Consider the following 19,462-nt stretch of genomic DNA (forward strand, 5'->3'; position numbering starts at 1 on the left):
GCTGATGACAGGCGGGAAATAAACAATGCGGGTCTGAGAAGATGCAATCGTCTGACTTCGGTCAATAGCGGGTGTTGTTTGAAAGCTGGCGTTATTTTACCATTTCCGTTGCTTGCATGAACCTCGGATTTAAGCGCGGCGGCTGGCAAGCTTGTAGTAGACGTTTTAATCAATATGACTGATGGCCGCGAATTGCACGAAGAAAATCAGAAAAGAACTTCGTGTTTTTCATGGCCTTTGTGAGTTGATAAATTCAAATTGACGTGTTGCGGGCCGAATTGCAGCCGGTGGAACTGCGGAACCGGGCGCGAGTCTTTGGCATACCGGCCATTAAAAAAACAGGCGGGTTCTTTTGCCTGCGAGTCGATCATATTTGTGATGCTTTATTGAAGGAGTTCATCATGAGTGAAAACATAATATCCTGTGATCTGTTTGATTATATTGAAGTCGCCTGCCTGTACGGCTATGAAGTCAAGCTGAAGTTAAAGGATGACCAGGTCCTGATCGGCAAGGCGATCAATGTGACGACATCGGGAGACAGGCGCGAATTTCTGATTATCGATAACGGGCAGAAGCAGCAGGTGGACTTGGCGCAACTGGCGTACATGCATGTGCTGACGCCCGATGCCAAATTTCACGATGTATCGTTTGTGGATATGCCGGTAAACGGCCAGGTGAGGGCTCATTAAGCCTTCTTTGAGCGTCAGCGGCCATTGCCGGGCGCGAAGCGCGCTGCTTCCCGCCGTTCAAAAAGCGATATTCTCAATCGTATCCATGTCGGTTTCGTCAAGCTCGAAGTCATAGACTTCCAGATCCTCTTCCATGTGGCGCTGGCTGGTGGTCCCGGTCAGCGGGATCATGCCCAGCTGCAGCGCGAATCGGAACACGACCTGCGGCACGGAACAGCTCAGCCTTTCCGCAATCTCGTGCACCTTGGGGCCGCTCAGTTCAGTCACGTTGGCCGTCAGCAGTGAGAAGCCCTGATAGCGTATGTCATGGGCATGGCAGAGTTCGCGAATTCTGACGTCCCATTTGGTGCGCGCAAAGCACCGGTTCTGCACGAAGGCCGGCATGATCTCGGCCTTGTCGATGAGCAGCTTCAATTGGTCGAAGCCGACGTTGGAAACGCCGGTCAGCTTCACGGAACCGGATTTCTGCAGCGTCTGCAGGGTCCGCCAGACTTCCCAGTCGGCCGCGCTCAGGCCCTGGCTCACTGACGGGCCGTGCAGCAGGTACGCGTCCAGATAAGTCGTGTTCAGATGCGCCAGTGAACTTTCGAACGACTGCATCACCTGTGTGGTGTAGTCCGCTTTCGGATCATAGGGCAGGCGGTGGTCCTGGCTGTTCACGTAGGTGAATTTCGACTGCAGGAACAGGTCGCCGCGCTCCAGGCTCATTTCGGTTAAAGCCTGCTGGACGCCTTCGCCGACGCCGGCTTCGTAATAGTGCATGCGCTGGTTGGCCGTATCGATGCCCCGAAAGCCCGCAGTGATGGCCTGTTGCGTCAAGGTTTCGGTCTGAGCCTCTTTCCAGGCCGTTCCGTACAGAAGCGTAGGAACCCTGACGCCTCTATGCGTGACATAACGGTTGATCTTATGGGACGTATCTGACATGCCGGCCTCCTGATGCGCTGCGCACTGATTCATGGAATCGATAGTAACAAAGAGCGTAGGCCGTGCCAGGAGTTCCTGGTCAGCGCCTTAAAACTTACAGTGTGTGGTGCGACCTCAGCCGCCTGGTGTAGGCATATGAGGCGACTGAAGTCGCCCCCACAGGTTCATGTAATTCCAGGTTCAGCTTTCAAATGACAGCTTGCTGCCGAATACCGCCTGCCAGTCCTGCGTAAACTGGTCTACGGCCGGCTGAACCGCCGGATGGGCAAACATCTGCGCTGCGACATCAACCGGCAGCGTAATCGCGGCAACGCCCACCTTCAATACATCCACGACCTGCTGGGTGTTCTTGAAACTGGCCGGCAGGAGCTTGCTGTCCAGGCAGTGCCGATCGAGCAGCAGCTGCAGATCAGCCACGGCGCCGGCGCCATCGGCACCCATTGCATCGATGCGGTTGACATAGGGAGCGAGGTAATCGGCCCCGCACAAGGCCGCCAGAAAGCCTTGCTGCGCGCTGTAGATGGCCGTCGCCAGCACGGGGATGTTGTCGGCTTTCATTTTCCTGATCGCGGCCAGTCCTGTTTCCGTGGCCGGCACTTTGACGACCACATCATAGGGCAGCGCATGAATTTGTGCGGCTTCCGCGACCATGCCGCCAACCGTCTGGCTGACCACCTGGACATGAAACCGGGCATAAGGACCGATGACCGCCGACACGGCGGGCAGCAACTGATTCAGGCCTACGCCGGCTTTAGCCAGGATGGACGGGTTCGTGGTAATGCCTTTCACGGGCAGGCAGGCGTTAAAGCGCGCTACCTGCTCGACATCGGCCGTATCAAGATATAACTCAATCATTTTTCATACCCTCAATTAAATAGACCGAAATTCTAACGGACGTTTGCCCGAATAAAAAATAATCGACACGCAAGCTCTTGTTTTATCCGGAAAATCCGGAACATATTGCCGGAAAATTGCTGTCCGGCAGGCAGTTTTTGCGGTCAGCATGACCTGCAATTTCAACAATCGGGAAAAATCCCCGCGACAGTCCCAGGTGACCTCATGACTGATGACAACTGGCTTTGCGGCATTCATTGCCGGGAAGGAAGCATATAAAAATCAAATATTAAGCTTGCCTTAAAACAATCTTTAAGGTTAATTTAAGGTTCGTGAAGTTAGAATCGAATTGTCTAAATAAAAAAAACACTACTTTATGAATAAAATCATACGAGTTGTTTCTATTTTTGTTCTATGCAGTTATTTTTCTCAGCCATTATCAACCGCTGAGGCCTCCGAACGCCACGTGATTACTGCCGCTTCCAAACACAGAACGGCAAAAGCTCATAAGACGAGGCACACTTTAGGACCCTCAAGAACAGCCAAGCGCAGCATGGTTTCGTGGTATGGCGCCGATTTCCACGGTAAAAAAACCGCCAGCGGTCAACGATTTGACATGTATGCCATGACCGCCGCGCACAAGACGCTGCCTCTTCTTTCTTACGCCAAAGTCACCAATCCCAGAAATAATCGTACTGTCATCGTGCGCATCAATGACCGAGGCTCTTTCCCCGGCAAGCGAGAAATGGATCTTTCTTATGCAGCCGCCAAAAAACTTGGCATTCAAGGTCAAGGCATAGGGTCCGTGGTTGTTACGCCGATCAGCCGCGATCAAGCCTTGGCAGAAATGGGGCATGACGGTAAAACAGGCAAACGCAGTTAATATTGGCGGGGCTTTCGCCCCTGTTGCCTTTTTCTGAAGGATTTTTCAATATCTCTGGCTGATCCTGACGGCAGCCCGGTTGTTTTGTGTCGTGTAGGCGCGAATTCACTGGCACTTAACCATTTTCAGTGTTTAGGGTCGAATACCCACCAGGGGCACACGTATCCAAAGGGTATAAATGAATTCGACCTTACCATTGCGTAACATCAGTTATTACTCCTAAATTTCTGTGCGGCTTATTCCAAGCCACAGCTTTCGTTCACTGAAGGCCAGCGCATTTGCCGCATGCCATTATTGAGCATTCCGATTAGAATAGTCCTTCCTGCCCATTCCATGAGGTTATTGCCATGTCTGAAGCGTTAACGGTTTTGTTCCCTGTCAAACTCGGTCCCTATGAATTGCCCAACCGTCTGGCGATGGCGCCCTTGACGCGCTGCCGCGCCAGCACAGACGGCATTCCCAATGAGTTGATGGCGGAATATTACCGTCAGCGCGCCAGCGCGGGCCTGATCATCAGCGAAGCCACGCCGGTTTCGCAGCAAGGCAAAGGCTATCCGTTCACGCCCGGCATCTATAATGACGCCCAGATTCAGGGCTGGCAGGTCATTACCTCGGCCGTGCATGAGAAAGGCGGGCGCATTTTCCTGCAGCTGTGGCATGTCGGCCGTATTTCTCATCCTTCATTGCAGCCGGAAGGCGCGTTGCCGGTAGCGCCATCGGCGCTGAAACCGGCCGGACAGGCCTCGACCGAGCAGGGGCCGCAAGATTTCGTCACGCCGCGCGCGCTTGAGCTGGCTGAAATCCCGGGCATTGTCGAACAGTTCCGGCACGGCGCCGATTGCGCCTTGAAGGCCGGGTTCGACGGCGTGGAAATTCACGGCGCCAACGGCTATCTGCTCGACCAATTCCTGCGCGACGGCACGAACCGGCGCACCGATGCTTACGGCGGCTCCATCGCCAACCGGGCGCGCCTGCTGTTTGAAGTGATTGAAGCCGCCACATCGGTCTGGGGCAGCGATAAGGTCGGTTTGCGCCTGTCGCCGCTGCAGCCATTCAACGACATTCGCGACAGCGACCCGAGAGCCACGTTCAGCTATGTGGTCGAGCAGCTCAACCGTTTCAACTTGGCTTATCTGCACATTACGGAAATGGGCAAAGATGCGCCCGGCGCGGCGGGGCCCGCGTTCGATCTTGAGGAGTTAAGACAGTTGTATCGCGGCATTTACATGCTCAACGCCGGTTACACGGCCGAGACGGCGACGGCCGCCATTGCCGAAGGCCGCGCCGACCTGATCGCGTTCGGCAAGCTGTTCATCGCCAATCCGGATCTGCCCGAACGCTTCGCTAAAAATGCGCCGCTGAATGAGCCCGATTTCGATACGTTTTATCAGGGCGGGGCGCATGGTTATACCGACTATCCGGCTCTGGCCGACTAAAGATAGCGGCGCGCTGTTTTCTCAGTAGGGGAGGAGCAGGACGCTGATTGATAGATCAGTATTTATCCCTGGATTTGAATGGAGATCAGGCTGCGCCGCGGCATTAACGGTTGCCAGAGGCGGCAAAGGGTCAGGCTCAGCTTGAGGTCGTTTTTCATTGACAATGTGGAACACGCTGGATATTATCCGGGAAAGTCTAACAGCCCACTGATAATTTTAGTTGAAGGCCACAAAATTGAATGCTAGGAAGATTAATTGTGCTTCTGTTGGCGTCGCACCGAGTCGCTTTATCGCTTTGGGTTCCGGGCTCGCTCTTAACGCATCAGGCATCGTCAATACACGGCTGGCATTCCCTGTTCGCAAGGGGCTTCAGGCGCCGGCCCTTACTCGCTTGATTTTCCTCATCCATTTTTTCCTCTCGAGCGTTTGTTTGCGCAATAAGTCTGGGGCTTACGCTGGGTTTCCGTGCCATTCCGGCGCGAAGTGAAATTGTCGTCATGCTGTTTCTCCTTTTCTTCATGCCGGTTACATTGACATTATTCCTGATGGCTTTTTTGCCGTTTCAATGCCTTGATAGCCTTAAGCGCCGGCCCATCAGCTATTATTGGGATCAAGGATTGGAAAAATGGATTGGGTAACGTGATTATCGATCCTCCGACTATTTCCATGCCGCATTTCGTCTAATATTGTATTTAACATCTTTCCCTACTGGCCTTAATTATTTGTCACCTATGCGTTATTTTTATATTTCCATTTTTTTTACCATCGTCTGCCTGATCGCTGCCTTTATTTTTGGCGGTCTCGAAGGCGCCGTTCTGGCGCTGATACTGGGAGTGCTGGAAGTCAGCTTGTCTTTTGACAATGCCGTCGTCAACGCCTCGGTTCTGAAACGCATGTCGCCTGCCTGGCAGCAGCGTTTTCTAACCTGGGGGATTATCGTTGCCGTGTTCGGCATGCGGCTGCTGTTCCCGATTCTGATCGTCGCATTCGCGACCGGCCTGGATTTGTCGTCGGTCACCAATATGGCCCTTCATGCGCCCGAACAGTATGCAAAGCATTTACAGGAGGCACATACCTTTATCGCCGCTTTCGGGGGCACTTTTCTGCTGTTGGTGGCTTTCTCTTTTCTGTTTGATGAAGCACGCGATACTTACTGGCTAGGCAGGCTCGAGCAAAAAGTGCAGGCGCTTGGAAAAATCGATGCGGTCGCCAGTACGCTTTCATTGATGCTGTTGCTGATTACCTATACGTTCGTTGAAGAATCGCATCAGCATGATGTCTTGTTCGGCGGCGTCTGGGGTATTTTCCTGTATGGGCTGGTCAGCAGTCTGGACCGGTTTTTCCAGGTCGAGTCGGAAGACGAAGATGCGGAGGTCATGGATACCATCAAGCAGGGCGGCGTCATGGCGTTTCTGTACCTCGAGCTCCTGGACGCCTCTTTCTCCTTTGACGGCGTGATCGGCGCTTTCGCGATTACCCGCGATATCGTGATCATCATGCTGGGCCTGGGCATCGGCGCCATGTTCGTGCGGTCGCTGACCGTGTTTTTGGTCAACAAGGGCACGCTTGATGAATATGTGTTTCTGGAGCATGGCGCCCATTACGCGATAGGGGCTTTGGCGCTGATCATGCTGATCAGCACCCATACGCCGATTCCGGAAGTATTTACCGGGTTGATCGGCGCGGCATTCATTGCCTTGTCCGTTTTGTCTTCAATTCGTTTCAAGAAAAAAGAAGCGGCGAATTCCTCTTCATAATGCACTACAGGAGATTATGCGATGGCTATTTCACTGAGCAAAGGCGGCAACATCAGCTTAAGCAAAACCGATCCGCAATTGAAAAATATGCTGGTCGGCTTAAGTTGGGATATCAGATCAACCGATGGTTCTGATTTCGATCTCGACGCCAGTGTCTTCATGGTTAAGGACGATAACAAGGTCCGGGGCGATCACGACTTTATTTTCTACAATCAGCTCAAATCGACCTGCGGTTCTGTCGAGCATACCGGCGATAACCGTACCGGTGCGGGCGATGGCGATGACGAGGTGATCAAAGTCATTCTGGATAAAGTGCCGCAGGACATTGCCAAAATCGTCGTGGCCGTTACCATCCATGACGCCGATTCAAGGCGCCAAAATTTTGGTCAAGTGCATAATGCCGCGATCCGTCTGGTCAATCAGGATACCAATAATGAAGTGACTCGTTTCGATTTGAGCGAGGATGCCTCCATCGAGACCGCCATGATCTTCGGCGAAATTTACCGGCACAACAACGAATGGAAGTTCAGAGCCGTCGGCCAGGGTTATGCCGGCGGTTTAAAAGCGCTGGCTATCCAGCACGGCATTCAGCTTTAAATCTATTTCAAAGTGTTCCAAAGAGCATATAACTCAACTACATTAAAAAAGGAGACTATCATGGCTGTATCATTATCCAAAGGCGGCAACGTCAATCTGAGCAAAGAAGCGCCCGGACTCAATAAAATACAAGTCGGCCTGGGCTGGGACGCGCGCGTTACCGACGGCGCGGCATTCGATCTCGATGCCAGCTGCTTTCTGGTAAAGGCGGACGGAAAAGTCAGGAACGATGGCGACTTTTGCTTCTACAACAATAGAAACGTGGCCGATGGCTCCGTGGTTCATCTGGGCGACAACCAGACCGGCGATGCGACAGGCGATGATGAAACCGTCAAGGTCGAGCTTTCAAAAGTGCCGGCGGAAATCGACAAGGTGGTTTTTTCCGTCACGATTCACGAAGCCGACACGCGCAATCAAAACTTCGGCCAGGTTTCCAAAGCGTACATTCGAATCGTTAATGAAGAAAACGGCACCGAAATCGCCCGCTTCGATTTGAGCGAGGATGCCTCCATCGAAACGGCTATGATTTTCGGTGAAATCTATCGCAGCGGCGCGGATTGGAAATTCAAGGCCGTAGGCCAGGGCTTCGCGGGCGGCTTAGGACCATTGGCTTCATCTTTCGGCGTTAACGTTTGATTTTGCCGGGGGAAATTCATGCCGTCCCGTAAAGGGCGGAGACTGAGGCGATCTCCGATGGCCGGCTGGAATTTCCCTCGCTGCGTTTTCAGTAGCGCCGTCCCAATGCGGCTAACATAATTCAGATTTTTTAATCATACAGGATTCTCCTATGGCAATTTCGTTACAAAAAGGTCAAAAAATATCCCTGGACAAGGAATCCGGGCAGGCGCTCACTAAAGTGATCATGGGGCTGGGCTGGGATGCCGTGAAAAAAGGCGGCTTGTTCGGCGGTTTTTCAGGCGGCGGCTCAATCGATCTTGATGCCTCCTGCATCCTGTTCGGCGAAGACAACAAGGTCGCCGATACCGTTTGGTTCAGGCAGTTGAAAAGCCGCGACGGCAGCATCGTGCATACCGGCGACAACAGAACCGGCGAGGGCGACGGCGATGACGAGCAGATTATCGTCGATCTGTCGAAAGTGCCGGCCTCTATCAAGTCCCTGGTCTTCACCGTCAACTCCTTTACCGGCCAATCTTTTGACTCGGTTGCAAATGCCTACTGCCGCTTGGTCAATGCCGCCAATCAAAATGAAATCGCCCGTTATACATTAACGGCCCAGGGCGCGCATACGGCGCAGATCATGGCTAAAGTCTACCGGCACAATAATGAGTGGAAAATGCACGCCATCGGAGAATCTTCCAGCGGCCGCACTTTTGAGCAATTGGTTCCGGCCATTATTCCCTATTTATAATCGGTCCGTTCATGCGCATCTGGTTTAATAAAACCTTTTCCTCCATTCACTCCGTTTTAAGAAACCTTCGCCAGACCAATACGGAAGGCGATATTACGCTGGTTTTCTCGCATGAACACCGTTATGCGCCCGGCATGGCGGTGGCTGATGAAATATTTATCGAGCCTGCCGGGTTAAGCGGTACGGAATACCTTGACTGGGCCGTTGATTTCTGCCGGCAGCAGCGCATCGATTTATTCTGGCCGGGCAAAGAAGCGGCATTGATCGCTGAACACCAGGCGCGGTTTGTGTCTCAGGGGACGCGTGTCGTTTCCGTAGCCAATCACGCGGTTCTGACGTTATTGAATGACAAAGCGGCGTTTTATGCCGATCTCGATCATAGAGTCGCGTTGCCGCCCGATTCGGTGCCGGTGAACACGTTTGACGAATTCGACAGGGCGGTCGACATGCTGCGCCGCAAACATGACAAGCTTTGCGTCAAACCCGCCATATCCGTGTACGGGCTGGGTTTTCGTGTGCTTGATGATGCGCGGCCCAGTATTGCCCATTTGCTTAAAGGCGTGAGCTATCAGATACCCTCGAGCGAACTGCGTTTCGGTATGGCGCAGTCACCGCGGTTCGATACGTTGCTGGTCATGGAATATTTGCCCGGGCATGAATGGAGCGTCGATTGTGCGGCTTCTCATGGCAGGCTCTGGTGCGCCGTGCAGCGGAAAAAACCGCTGACCGCCGGCCATGCCCAAATCATCGACAACCAGCCGGAAATCGCCGGCATGGTCGAGCGCCTGACAGCCCATTACGGCCTGAACGGGTTGTTCAATATCCAGTTTAAGGAAGGCGTCGATGGGCCGCGTCTTCTGGAGATCAATGCCAGACCGTCCGGCGGTGTTGGCATGGCCTGCCTGTCCGGCGCCAACCTGGCAAAAATAGCGTTGCAGGCCGTCAACAATGAAAATCCGCCCCGGGCGCTTGCGTCCACGGCCATCGCTTACGGCATGCGCGTGCGGGAAATCAACACGCCGGTCGTTGTGGAAGAGGCGGCGCTGTGATGGGAAAATCCCGGCATCAGGTCGTCGATCTCAGAACCGGCCGTCTCCATGTCATGACCGAGCCAGGCCGCGTGCCTTTGCATCGGCTTTTGGGGTTCGCATCGCGCATTAACAGTAAGCGCGGATTCCTGTTGGTCAGCAAAGTTCTGGGCAAGCATTATCCGGTTTTACCGAGAACCATGGCCTGGTCCTATCGCGCGCTGGCCAGAAAGCTTCTTGATCAAACAGATTTTTCGGCGCCCTCGCTTTGGGTAGGCATGGCTGAAACGGCGACCGGCCTGGGCTATGGCGTTTTCGAGTCGGCTTACAATCTGGGCGTGCGCAACGCGCTGTTCATGCAAACCACGCGCTATCACCTGGCCGGCGGCGACCGGCTCGCATTTATTGAAGAGCACAGTCACGCCACCGATTTTTTCCTTTATTATCCTGAGCATGAAAAAGACCGCGCCACATTTTTAAACGCCAGGCAATTGGTCTTGATCGATGACGAAATCAGCACCGGCGCGACTTTTGCCCGGTTGATAGCGGCGTACCGTGCCGTTAATCCGCAGCTGGAAAAAGTCTTCATCGTCAGCCTGGTCAATTTCGCCTCGCCCGAGCACCGGCACCGCCTTGAAGCTTCGGCCGGCATCCCGGTGCAATGGGTCAGCCTGCTGGCCGGGCAATTGCGTTTCGATCCGGTTGATACGGATCAGGATCAATTTCGCGATAACACCATCAATGTCGCCGGCAACGGCTTGTGCAAGCGCGACATCTTGGCCTGGCCAGGTCGCCTGGGCATGGACCGGCCGGTGCGCTTCTCCGATTTGAATGTTGTGGGCTTATTGGCCTTTTTGCCCGTGGAGCCGGACAATCGGCCGATCCTCGTACTCGGCACCGGTGAATGCAATCCGCCGGCCTTTCTGTTGGGACGCTCGCTCGAGCGTCTCGGTTATCGCGTGATTGTCCAGGCCACCACGCGCTCGCCCATTTTTCCGGAAGGCGCGATTGCGTCAAGAATTCAATTCACCGACAACTATCAGGACGATATCGACAATTTCCTTTACAACGTCGATGCAGACGATTTCAGCCTGATCGTGGCCTGCCACGAAACCCCGCGGGTACCGGGCAATACTAGCCGCGGCACCGATTTCATTGGGCTGTTAAAACAACTGAACGCGGTCGGCGCGCAATTTTCCTATCGGGACAACAATGCAGAGCTTCATTTTTATCGACCTTGACGATACGCTGTTTCAGACGCTGCGCAAGTGCGGACCGCTGGCGGATCGAGACGGGCTGCAGCCGCGCGCCTATCTCAAGGACGGCTCGCCGCTATCGTACGCCACGCCCAAACAGGCATGGCTGTGGCAGTGGCTTTCAGGCGCCGGCCGCATGATTCCGGTCACGGCGAGAGATTTTGACGCGTTTTCCAGAGTCGATCTGCCTTTTACCGAAGAAGCGGTTTTGAATCACGGGGCCGTCATCCTGGATAAAAACCGCCGGATCGATCCGGAATGGCAAGGCTATATGGCCGATGTTTTGCCGGGCTATCACCGCGATCTTTTTGATCTTTGGGAGCAGGTTCATTGCCATGCGCGCCGTGATCCGGCGCTGAATCCGCGATTAATCAAGGATTTCGGCGTCACCTGGTATGGCGTCATCAAGCACGCGGCGGCGGACGAGGTGGCACTGGACAGGCTTCTGAGCGCGGTGATCAGGCCGCATGAATCCGTGTTGTCGGGCCGGCTTTACTATCATCTCAACGGCAATAATCTGGCCGTCCTTCCCGATGTGGTAGGAAAAGCTCGGGCGGTCGGCTTTTTAAAGGCCCGCTATGCGGACCTGCATGGGCCGATAGTCACCATCGGCATGGGCGACAGCAAAACCGATCTGCCCTTCATGTCGCTCTGCGATTACGCCATGATTCCTAACGGTACGCAGTTGGGGAGGCTCTTCCATGACGCCTGATTATTTCTCCGGCAGTTATTCCGTGGAGGATGTACGCTTTTTACTGAAGCCCATCCGCATCGAGCACACGCCGGTCAAGGCGAAGGAAGCCCTGATTCAAGCCGGTAAAAAGCATTATTCGCAGATGCTCACCCATGAAAAACGGCCTTCCCAGGATTATCTGGACCTTTTCAGCTGCGCGCTGTCCGACAACCGGGCATTGGTGGCCAGGCACACGCTGATCCTGGCTAAAAAAATCAGCGAGACGCGCCGAAACGGCATTGTCCTGGTTTCCCTGATGCGCGCGGGCACGCCGGTCGGCGTTTTATTGAAGCGTATGCTCGGGCGGTATTTTGGCATCGATGCCGCGCATTATTCGGTTTCGATCATGCGCGACGTAGGCATTGATGAAAATGCGTTGCGTCATATTCTGGCGCATCATGCGCCGGATTCGCTCGCGTTCGTCGACGGCTGGACCGGCAAGGGCGTTATTTCCAGACAGTTGGAGATCAGCCTGAAGCGCTTCGCGGACAAGCATGGGATTGTTGTTCCGCCCGAGCTTTACGTGCTGTCCGATCTTGCCGGCACCGCTTTCGTGTCGGCATCGGCGGAAGACTATCTGATTCCGTCCAGTATTCTTAACGCGACCGTGTCGGGTCTGGTCAGCCGGTCCGTGATCGACAAGGCGCAATTGCTTGAGACGGACTATCACGGCTGTCATTTCTACCGGGATTATGCCGATGCCGACCTTTCCAGGGATTTTGTCGACTCGATCATGAGCGCCGCCGATGAAATCATGACGCAGCCGGCGTCGCCCCGTTTCGATCCCGAGCTGCGCCTGTCCGGCGAGGCGGTGCCCAAGCAGGTCCTGAAGGAACAATCCCGCCGGTTTCTTGCCTGGATTCGCGACAGCTACGGCGTTGCCGACCAGAATCTGATTAAACCCGGCATCGGCGAATCGACCCGGGTTTTTCTAAGGCGGGAAGCGGATCTGTTGCTGGTGAGGGCGCGTGAGGATGCCGCCGTCAAACATCTGATTTATCTTGCCGAGACAAAGAACATACCGATAAAGGCCTGCCCGGATCTGCCTTATCGAGCTGTCGCTTTAATTAAGGAACTGACATGACAATAACAAGAAGGTCCTTTCACCCGCATTTGACGGAAAAGCTTTCGGGCTGGACGCTGGGGGCGCCTTTATACGTGCCGGCGATGCATCCTGACCTGCTGAAAATCGCCAACGCGGAGAAGATTTCGTTTATCCGGACCATGATAATCTGTACCGAGGATGCCGTTGCCGACAGAGATGTCGAGTTGTCGATCCGGAATCTGCGCAATTTTTTGCCGCTTATCAGCTCAATTGCCGACAAACGCCGATTTATCCGGCCCAGAAATCCGGACGTACTGAAGCGCATTCTGGACCTGCCGGGCATCCATAAGATCGACGGCTTTGTGTTGCCCAAGTTTAATCAGGCTAACCGCGACCAGTACCTGGAAGCGCTGCGAGGCTCCCGGTTTCTGATTATGCCGACCCTGGAAACGGCCGACGTTTTCGACCCCGGGGCCATGCGCGAACTTGCCGTGTCGCTGGCCGAAGATGCCATGAAATCCCAGATCCTCCTGATCCGGATCGGCGGCAATGATCTGTTGAATTTATTGGGACTGCGCCGCCCCCGGGGCATCACCTTGTACGAAACACCGTTGTCCGGCGTTATCAGCCAGCTCGTCACGACTTACAAGCCGCTCGGCTTTTCGCTCTCGGCGCCCGTGTATGAATACCTGAGCGATAAAGAGACGCTGGACCGGGAGATCCGTCTGGACATGGCGCACGGGCTGGTAGGCAAAACCGCGATTCATCCGGAGCAAATACCGATGATAGAAAAGCATTATTCGGTTTCCTGCCAGGATCATGAGATGGCCTTGTCCATCCTGAATCGCGATATGCCGGCCGTGTTCAGGATGCATGACGCCATGTGCGAGGTCTCCACCCATTCGAACTGGGCGCGGCAAATTCTGCAGCGCTATCATTGTTATGGCTTGGATCAGGCAGCCATGGACATCGGTTACCTGTCGCCCACTTCTTCCTATGCCTGATTTCTAAAAACACGTATGGATTAGCCATGAACGCGCGCAAAGACCTCGTCTCCGGACAAAATATCACCCTGGCGCATCATGACCTGCATGTCATGATCATTCCCGCTCAAATGCCGCCTGACCTGGCATTGGACACCAGCGCCTTTCTGTTGAATGAAACGGAAAAGGTGGGCTCGGACAAGGATTTCGTGTTTTTCAACCAGCCATCCAGGCTGGATCAGGGCATCGAGCTGGACTGCAACAGCCATAAGCTGACGCTGCATCTGGACCGCGTGGGAGCTCAGATCAATAAAATCGTCTTCACCTCGACTATTTTTCAGGGCAATCTCAACGGGCTGGCTTTCAGGGATGTGAAAAAAATCACCGTGCTGGTCAAGGATTTTCTGTCGGGGATCGAACTGGTTTCGTTTGCGCTGGATACCTCGTCATTTTCAGAAACGGCGCTGATATTCGCGGAACTGTACCGGTATCAGGGGAATTGGAAATTCCGGGCCATCGGCGCGGGCTTTGTGGGCGGACTGGAACCTTTGGCCAAACATTATGGCGTCGATGTCGGGGAGGGCGAGAGTAGCGCCCAGCCGCCGATTCAACCCGCATCTCCGCCAAAGCCGATCAATCTGAGCAAGGTGACGCTGGAGAAAAAAGGGCAATCCATTTCCCTCGACAAAAAGCCCCAAGGCCAGCTGGGAAAAATCCATGTCAATCTAAACTGGAATAACACACCGACCAAATCCCCCGGCTTTTTCTCCCGGTCCAAGGGCGGCATCGATCTTGACCTGGGCTGCCTGTTCGAATTTCAGGACGGCTCGATCGGCGGCATTCAGGCCTTGGGAAACTGCTTCGGAAATTTTCACCAGTTTCCCTATATCGAGCTGGATCAGGATGACCGCAGCGGCACGTCGGTAACCGGCGAAAACCTGGCGGTCAATGGCGATTACTGGCATTTATTCCGGCGTGTTCTGATTTTCGCCTTCATTTACGAAGGCATTCCGAACTGGTCGCATGCCGATGCCGTTATTACGATAAAAAACAGCGGGCAGGCGGATATCGAAGTCAGGCTGGACAGCCACCGGAATGATCAGATGATGTGCGCCATCGCCATGCTGGAGAATATCGAAAACAGGGTGGTGATCACCAAACTGGTTGACTATTTCAACGGTCACCGGTCTTTGGATGCCGCTTACGGCTGGGGATTGAATTACGCAGCCGGATCCAAATAATTAATTTTTTAACAAAAGGAAAAATATCATGAGCTTTGAAAGTTTTTTAACCTCACTCAAAAACAAGGCCTCGGAATTGAAAACCGAGGCGCTTAAATTCAAGAACAAGGACTTCCTGAATGCCACCATGGCCGGCTCCGCGTTGGTGGCCATGGCCGACGGCGTGATCACGCCGGAAGAAAAACAAAAAATGATCAAATTCATCGAAGCGCATGATGCGCTTTCCATATTCACCACGATAGATGTCGTCAACGCCTTTCAGACGTATGTCAGCCAGTTGCAGTTTGACAGGGATATCGGGGAAGCCAAGGCCTTCGAAGCCCTCAAAAAAATGGAAAGCAACGCGGCGGCGGCAAGACTGATTCTGAGAATGGTGATCAGCATAGCCGGATCGGACGGCGAGTTTGATGACTATGAGAAAAAAATGGCGGTCAGGATAGCGAAAGAACTGTCGCTGGACCCGGCCGAATTTGAATTGGAGTAGCCTTTTTAGGCCGCGAGGCCAACCCGGTGGGTAGCTGTTGAAAGGCATGATGACTTAAAAAATCAGCCCAGCTACCTGCGGCCGGCCGCAATGATGAAGAAAGCGGCGACGGAAGTCTGTCAATTATTTAACGGCACAAAAAACGCGATTCTGGCAGGGCTAAGGCCGCTGTTTTTATCGATGGCCGGCGCTAAACCGGAAAAGTGACGCAAGCCGAAAACACCAGGAATGATTGCATGTGCGAAAGCCTGGATTTGATCTGAAATCAATGAAACCAGATTCAGACTGATGCTGGCATTGCCTGAAGATTAAAAAATGAATAGTTGCTATGTGCCAAAACCGGCCGTTGAGGACGCTGGCGAAATTTTCCCTCCCTAAGTTCAGCGAATGGCAGCTTTTCGGCAAGCAAACTTGCGTCCTCTTTGGCTCGACCCGGCCAAAAAGAGACGATCAAGAATTTCAGCCAAATGGCGGCTGCAATACAGAGAGCCGTCGTTCAACGTAGAAGTCACCGGCGTTGCGCGGCTTTATCGCGCAGCGTCCGTGTGGACTGTCGGGTTGGGCTATTAATTTGCATTTAATTCGACCCTGGCCCTGAGGTATCCCCACGAATTATTCCTCCTCCAGTGTATCGAAATAGCTGATCAACTGTGCTTGCGCCAGTTCCCAATAGGCAACCGACAGCTCAAATGAGGCATAGCGGCACGCTATCCGGCCGAGAAAAATAACCGAATAAGGCGAGCGCTGTTGACCACTGTTGACCCTGATCTGCCGTTCAGTAGCGGAACCTTTTAGACTGAGGCCGACGAGCCATAGCGCGAAGATGATCAGGGCGGCGATCAACAGAAGGTTAGCCCGTCGTTCGGCTTGAATCCGGCTTTCACGGGTTAGATCCAGGCCATAATGCGTGCTCTTGGTGTCGCGGAAGCCTTCTTCGATCTGCATGCGGGTTCGGTAATAGTCCACCACCCGAACCACCGAGTAAGCCTTCAGGGACGGCGACACGACCAGCAACCAAGGCTCTTTTTCGCGCGCCGCCTGTTTGCGGCTATGCTTGGATTTAACGGGGCTGCGCTGCACCGTCAGGTGTTTCCGGCCTTTCGGTGGCCGGAAAAAAGCCACCAACTGGCCCGATAGCGGATTGTTGCGCACCCAATGCGCCATGCCTAGCAGCGTGGGCTTGCGGGTGGCTTTGCCATACAGCGATTTTGCCGGCAGCCAATCCCCGGAGCGATCAGCAAAAGCAATGAAATCCCGGTTGCGAATCCGGCCCAGCCAATGCCAGCCCAGGTGTGCCACTTCGCGAAAAAACGGCGTGCGAAACCCGGAGTCTGCGACTATGATCGGTGTGACAGATGGCGGCAGGATCTGTCGCAGACGGTTCAGGAATTGCCATTGTACGTAAGAATTACCTAAATGGCTGCGAGGATGAACTTCCTCATATAGGGTTATGGCTCTGCCTCCTACAGGTAGCGAGGCACGCAGGAGTTGCTGGCTTTGGTCGTCAGTCAGCGGCGACCAGTCAACTAGAATCACGGGCATGGGCAGCGATTTCAACAACCACTGGGCCATGACGCCGTACAACGCCAAGCGTTCGGTTCCGAGGTGGCGATTGCCGGCTAACCGATCCATGCGTTTGATTTTATGCTTGATAAACGCAGGCCCGGAAACCGCCCGCCCGAGCGCCGTAATCGACAAAGGTGCGCCGCTTAAGCCGGCTTCGACTGCGGCCATTAATACCTTGAGCCGAGAGGCATGAAGACTGGAGAGTGAAAGTCGAAACAAGTTATGCAGCGTTTCAATAACCGACATGAGGTACTCCCGATCACAGAGGCTTGAAAGAAAACCTTAATTCTAACCGCGATTTTGGCGATACCGGGAGCTAAATGGCTAAATAGGGTATTGTTTTATAGAGAGAATTTGTGGGGATACCTCAGACCCTGGCCCCTTTAATTCCTCTCGCGGTGTTCGACCACCTCGTTGGTGCGTTTCAATGCGCTGACCTTCGACACGCCGGCGACTTCGCGGCCATCCCATTTCACCCGGAACTTGAAGTTCTTGTAGGGATCGAAGCGGTTCGGGTTGACGGTGAATTGCGGCATGAGTTGCCCCCTTTCGCCTTTGGCAGGCAAAAAGGCGGCAGCGGAGGCCAGGAGTCAATTGGACAGCGCTACCGAGCGGGAGCAGCCGCACCTGCATGCCTGGGCATGCAGGAACGCCTGCTCATTCACTCCGCGTCGGCAACCGCGTCTAGAACAGCGTGACGTACGCCACGGTGACTGGGCCGGTGGTGCCGGCCGGCCGGCGCATGTTGACCTGTATGTAATAGAAGAACCGGCGGTGATCGAAGGTCAGCGTCCCGGTGGTCGGGAGAACATTCTTTTGGTGGTCCCTGTACCCCTGCGGAGAGATGACTGGAGGGACGAAAGCATTGCTATCTGCCTCGGCAATCGTCGAGGGAGCGGAGTCCACGCCCTCACTAATCCCATTGAAAACATATCTCTTTTGCCTCAGCGCGGTCACGACTTGCGAACCCGCACCGGGGACCCCGTCATCCTTGTACCTGACCGTCATCTTGGTGATTCGGCTGAGCGTGTTAGGGATGGCGCAGGTCAGGATGATCTCGCCGAACCCCCCGTCGCGGAACGACGCTTCGCCGCCCGAATTGAACAGGACCGACTGGGCGGACGTCTGGCCCGTCGGAACGCAGGCCGCCATGTTCACGCCATAGAAATTGTCGAGTCCGGCCGCCGACAAAGTGGTCGGCAGGGCAAGCACAGCCGTGAGTGCGAATATGGTCTTGAGGCGCATCGCGCATACTCCCTTTTGCTGAGGGGATGAGCGATGCGTGGAGTTCTGCCACGCGCGGCCGCAAAATAGCGGTCGCGGCGACGACATGCTTTTGAACTCGGGACCCGTGTAGGTTTTGCTCGGGTCTGTTTTCGGAAAACATTCCGGCCACAACTCACCCCCGACTCTCCGAAGTAGAAAACATACACTGACGAGCGTAGTACAGATGGTAGACTTCATTGTGTAACCCCTCTTTCAGTAATTAGGTTGTTGCATTTAGCTGCTTTTCATTGCCGCAACCTATCAGCAATGCCGCCTAACAAGGGATTAAGTAGTTAACCGTATTTCTACCGACAAATGCGTTTCTACACAATAATTCTTGATTAGCATACGATTTTCCCCTCCGTATACCATCGATGATAGGTAGTAATGACCAATAATGCTAAGTTTAGATGTTAGGAAAAGAATATAAACAAAATAGAGCTACGTCTGTACGCTGACGCACACAAACTGATTTTTAGTTCTGTGTCCTTTGTCCGCTTGTTCGAGTGCCTGAAACTACGAGTACAGGATTTGAATTTCGACATGCAGGTGTTGACCGTACACGATGGCAAAGGTCTGAAAGACCGTACTCTGCCGATGCCGTCAACTTTGACTGCCGAACTTGCCGCACAAGTTGAGCAAGTGGCGATCTTGCATGAGGAGGATTTGGCGGCGAAGACTGCCGGGGTGTTTTTACCCAGTGCGCTGGATGTCAAATATAAAAATGCGGCCAAGGAATTTGCGTGGCAATGGTTATTCCCCGCCAAATCGCTGACTTTGGTGCCCGGCAGTGAAGACTACCGGCGTTGGCATTTGCACGAAATTCACGTACAACGCGCGATTAAATTAGCCGTGCGCAAAAGCCGCCTCACCAAACGCGCGTCGGCGCATACGTTTCGCCACAGCTTCGCCAGTCATCTTTTACAGGCCAACGTCGATATTCGCACCATTCAGGAATTGCTTGGCCACAGCGATTTGAAAACGACGATGATCTACACCCACACGGTGCCCAGTGTGACGATTAAAGAGGCTAAAAGCCCATTGGATTTTTAACCCAACCCAAAATCATTGGCGGCAATGAGCCAGCTAGCTGTCCATCGTTAAAAATTGGTGACTTTCTCTTCATGGCCGCTTGGTTGAGGTCGCCAGTGACCGCTTTGTAGCCCTCCAGTTCGCAAAATCTGGATTTGGCTGAATGGCCGGTTTGGAGAAACGCAACCGACGGGAAAGGGTCGCATCCAGCCAATCAATGTCAGATTCAATTGAAACTAATCGTTGAAGCCATTATCCGGCCTAATCCACATTATCAATGTTAACTGTTAACACCAAGGGACTTTGTCGTACTTTAACTACCAAGCGATTTTGTCGTAA

Annotated in this window: 20 protein-coding genes; 15 read left to right on the top strand and 5 right to left on the bottom strand. The window is 53.8% G+C overall.

Annotated elements, in window-relative coordinates:
* Positions 1-401: 401 nt before the first annotated feature.
* Positions 402-689: a Rho-binding antiterminator gene (locus IT781_RS15725; protein ID WP_194971129.1), complete on the top strand. Its 288-nt coding sequence runs from the start codon at positions 402-404 to the stop codon at positions 687-689.
* Positions 690-746: 57 nt separating this feature from the next.
* Here the strand turns inward: IT781_RS15725 and IT781_RS15730 are convergent, their stop codons facing one another.
* Positions 747-1,613, bottom strand: coding sequence for an aldo/keto reductase (locus tag IT781_RS15730; RefSeq protein WP_194971130.1), 867 nt, complete (start codon positions 1,611-1,613; stop codon positions 747-749).
* A 180-nt stretch (positions 1,614-1,793) separates the two neighbouring features.
* Positions 1,794-2,468: a fructose-6-phosphate aldolase gene (locus IT781_RS15735; RefSeq protein ID WP_194971131.1), complete on the bottom strand. Its 675-nt coding sequence runs from the start codon at positions 2,466-2,468 to the stop codon at positions 1,794-1,796.
* A 532-nt stretch (positions 2,469-3,000) separates the two neighbouring features.
* On the opposite strand from IT781_RS15735, the gene IT781_RS22450 reads away from it, so the two are divergent.
* From IT781_RS22450 to IT781_RS15800, 13 genes are all read left to right on the top strand, one after another.
* Positions 3,001-3,330 (top strand): septal ring lytic transglycosylase RlpA family protein, encoded by a 330-nt coding sequence (locus IT781_RS22450; protein ID WP_305076260.1) that lies wholly within the window; start codon positions 3,001-3,003, stop codon positions 3,328-3,330.
* Positions 3,331-3,677: 347 nt separating this feature from the next.
* Positions 3,678-4,766, top strand: coding sequence for an alkene reductase (locus tag IT781_RS15745; protein ID WP_194971133.1), 1,089 nt, complete (start codon positions 3,678-3,680; stop codon positions 4,764-4,766).
* A gap of 731 nt (positions 4,767-5,497) precedes the next feature.
* The gene (locus IT781_RS15750) at positions 5,498-6,523 is read left to right on the top strand and encodes a DUF475 domain-containing protein (protein ID WP_194971134.1); all 1,026 of its coding nucleotides are present in this window, start codon (positions 5,498-5,500) and stop codon (positions 6,521-6,523) included.
* Between the two features lie 21 nt (positions 6,524-6,544).
* Positions 6,545-7,120 (top strand): TerD family protein, encoded by a 576-nt coding sequence (locus IT781_RS15755; protein ID WP_194971135.1) that lies wholly within the window; start codon positions 6,545-6,547, stop codon positions 7,118-7,120.
* Between the two features lie 60 nt (positions 7,121-7,180).
* The gene (locus IT781_RS15760) at positions 7,181-7,756 is read left to right on the top strand and encodes a TerD family protein (protein ID WP_194971136.1); all 576 of its coding nucleotides are present in this window, start codon (positions 7,181-7,183) and stop codon (positions 7,754-7,756) included.
* 151 nt (positions 7,757-7,907) lie between these two features.
* A complete protein-coding gene (locus tag IT781_RS15765) occupies positions 7,908-8,489 on the top strand; it encodes a TerD family protein (RefSeq protein WP_194971137.1) in 582 nt (193 codons plus the stop codon).
* Positions 8,490-8,500: 11 nt separating this feature from the next.
* Positions 8,501-9,538 carry an ATP-grasp domain-containing protein gene (locus IT781_RS15770; RefSeq protein WP_194971138.1) on the top strand — a complete coding sequence of 346 codons (1,038 nt, stop codon included), beginning with the start codon at positions 8,501-8,503 and terminating at the stop codon, positions 9,536-9,538.
* Positions 9,538-10,758, top strand: a complete 1,221-nt coding sequence (locus tag IT781_RS15775) for a phosphoribosyltransferase domain-containing protein (RefSeq protein ID WP_194971146.1) — start codon at positions 9,538-9,540, stop codon at positions 10,756-10,758. The genes IT781_RS15770 and IT781_RS15775 overlap by 1 nt, the downstream gene beginning before the upstream one ends.
* A complete protein-coding gene (locus IT781_RS15780; protein ID WP_194971139.1) occupies positions 10,730-11,485 on the top strand; it encodes a hydrolase in 756 nt (251 codons plus the stop codon). The genes IT781_RS15775 and IT781_RS15780 overlap by 29 nt, the downstream gene beginning before the upstream one ends.
* Positions 11,475-12,590 carry a cysteine protease StiP family protein gene (locus IT781_RS15785; RefSeq protein ID WP_194971140.1) on the top strand — a complete coding sequence of 372 codons (1,116 nt, stop codon included), beginning with the start codon at positions 11,475-11,477 and terminating at the stop codon, positions 12,588-12,590. Before IT781_RS15780 ends, IT781_RS15785 begins: the two co-directional genes overlap by 11 nt.
* A complete protein-coding gene (locus IT781_RS15790) occupies positions 12,587-13,555 on the top strand; it encodes an HpcH/HpaI aldolase/citrate lyase family protein (protein WP_194971141.1) in 969 nt (322 codons plus the stop codon). Before IT781_RS15785 ends, IT781_RS15790 begins: the two co-directional genes overlap by 4 nt.
* 26 nt (positions 13,556-13,581) lie before the next feature.
* On the top strand, positions 13,582-14,775 hold the full coding sequence (locus IT781_RS15795; RefSeq protein WP_194971142.1) for a TerD family protein: 1,194 nt from the start codon (positions 13,582-13,584) through the stop codon (positions 14,773-14,775).
* Positions 14,776-14,803: 28 nt separating this feature from the next.
* Positions 14,804-15,259: a tellurite resistance TerB family protein gene (locus IT781_RS15800; RefSeq protein ID WP_194971143.1), complete on the top strand. Its 456-nt coding sequence runs from the start codon at positions 14,804-14,806 to the stop codon at positions 15,257-15,259.
* A gap of 612 nt (positions 15,260-15,871) precedes the next feature.
* Here the strand turns inward: IT781_RS15800 and IT781_RS15805 are convergent.
* The 3 genes from IT781_RS15805 to IT781_RS15815 all read right to left on the bottom strand — a co-directional run bounded on the left by IT781_RS15805 (position 15,872) and on the right by IT781_RS15815 (position 18,070).
* The gene (locus tag IT781_RS15805; RefSeq protein WP_194971144.1) at positions 15,872-17,071 is read right to left on the bottom strand and encodes an IS4 family transposase; all 1,200 of its coding nucleotides are present in this window, start codon (positions 17,069-17,071) and stop codon (positions 15,872-15,874) included.
* Between the two features lie 137 nt (positions 17,072-17,208).
* The gene (locus tag IT781_RS15810) at positions 17,209-17,361 is read right to left on the bottom strand and encodes a phage tail protein (RefSeq protein WP_228779202.1); all 153 of its coding nucleotides are present in this window, start codon (positions 17,359-17,361) and stop codon (positions 17,209-17,211) included.
* A gap of 148 nt (positions 17,362-17,509) precedes the next feature.
* Positions 17,510-18,070, bottom strand: a complete 561-nt coding sequence (locus IT781_RS15815) for a hypothetical protein (protein ID WP_194971145.1) — start codon at positions 18,068-18,070, stop codon at positions 17,510-17,512.
* A 504-nt stretch (positions 18,071-18,574) separates the two neighbouring features.
* On the opposite strand from IT781_RS15815, the gene IT781_RS15820 reads away from it, so the two are divergent.
* Positions 18,575-19,144, top strand: a complete 570-nt coding sequence (locus IT781_RS15820; protein WP_370527023.1) for a tyrosine-type recombinase/integrase — start codon at positions 18,575-18,577, stop codon at positions 19,142-19,144.
* Positions 19,145-19,462 lie beyond the last annotated feature (318 nt).

The organism is Methylobacter sp. BlB1, assembly GCF_015476545.1.
Taxonomy (GTDB): Bacteria; Pseudomonadota; Gammaproteobacteria; order Methylococcales; family Methylomonadaceae; genus Methylobacter.

What these genes read in the sequence shown, in the direction of transcription:
- IT781_RS15725 (WP_194971129.1), top strand. Translation starts at nt 402, where the DNA reads ATGAGTGAAAACATAATATCCTGTGATCTGTTTGATTATATTGAAGTC.
- IT781_RS15730 (WP_194971130.1), bottom strand. Translation starts at nt 1,613, where the DNA reads ATGTCAGATACGTCCCATAAGATCAACCGTTATGTCACGCATAGAGGC.
- IT781_RS15735 (WP_194971131.1), bottom strand. Translation starts at nt 2,468, where the DNA reads ATGATTGAGTTATATCTTGATACGGCCGATGTCGAGCAGGTAGCGCGC.
- IT781_RS22450 (WP_305076260.1), top strand. Translation starts at nt 3,001, where the DNA reads ATGGTTTCGTGGTATGGCGCCGATTTCCACGGTAAAAAAACCGCCAGC.
- IT781_RS15745 (WP_194971133.1), top strand. Translation starts at nt 3,678, where the DNA reads ATGTCTGAAGCGTTAACGGTTTTGTTCCCTGTCAAACTCGGTCCCTAT.
- IT781_RS15750 (WP_194971134.1), top strand. Translation starts at nt 5,498, where the DNA reads ATGCGTTATTTTTATATTTCCATTTTTTTTACCATCGTCTGCCTGATC.
- IT781_RS15755 (WP_194971135.1), top strand. Translation starts at nt 6,545, where the DNA reads ATGGCTATTTCACTGAGCAAAGGCGGCAACATCAGCTTAAGCAAAACC.
- IT781_RS15760 (WP_194971136.1), top strand. Translation starts at nt 7,181, where the DNA reads ATGGCTGTATCATTATCCAAAGGCGGCAACGTCAATCTGAGCAAAGAA.
- IT781_RS15765 (WP_194971137.1), top strand. Translation starts at nt 7,908, where the DNA reads ATGGCAATTTCGTTACAAAAAGGTCAAAAAATATCCCTGGACAAGGAA.
- IT781_RS15770 (WP_194971138.1), top strand. Translation starts at nt 8,501, where the DNA reads ATGCGCATCTGGTTTAATAAAACCTTTTCCTCCATTCACTCCGTTTTA.
- IT781_RS15775 (WP_194971146.1), top strand. Translation starts at nt 9,538, where the DNA reads ATGGGAAAATCCCGGCATCAGGTCGTCGATCTCAGAACCGGCCGTCTC.
- IT781_RS15780 (WP_194971139.1), top strand. Translation starts at nt 10,730, where the DNA reads ATGCAGAGCTTCATTTTTATCGACCTTGACGATACGCTGTTTCAGACG.
- IT781_RS15785 (WP_194971140.1), top strand. Translation starts at nt 11,475, where the DNA reads ATGACGCCTGATTATTTCTCCGGCAGTTATTCCGTGGAGGATGTACGC.
- IT781_RS15790 (WP_194971141.1), top strand. Translation starts at nt 12,587, where the DNA reads ATGACAATAACAAGAAGGTCCTTTCACCCGCATTTGACGGAAAAGCTT.
- IT781_RS15795 (WP_194971142.1), top strand. Translation starts at nt 13,582, where the DNA reads ATGAACGCGCGCAAAGACCTCGTCTCCGGACAAAATATCACCCTGGCG.
- IT781_RS15800 (WP_194971143.1), top strand. Translation starts at nt 14,804, where the DNA reads ATGAGCTTTGAAAGTTTTTTAACCTCACTCAAAAACAAGGCCTCGGAA.
- IT781_RS15805 (WP_194971144.1), bottom strand. Translation starts at nt 17,071, where the DNA reads ATGTCGGTTATTGAAACGCTGCATAACTTGTTTCGACTTTCACTCTCC.
- IT781_RS15810 (WP_228779202.1), bottom strand. Translation starts at nt 17,361, where the DNA reads ATGCCGCAATTCACCGTCAACCCGAACCGCTTCGATCCCTACAAGAAC.
- IT781_RS15815 (WP_194971145.1), bottom strand. Translation starts at nt 18,070, where the DNA reads ATGCGCCTCAAGACCATATTCGCACTCACGGCTGTGCTTGCCCTGCCG.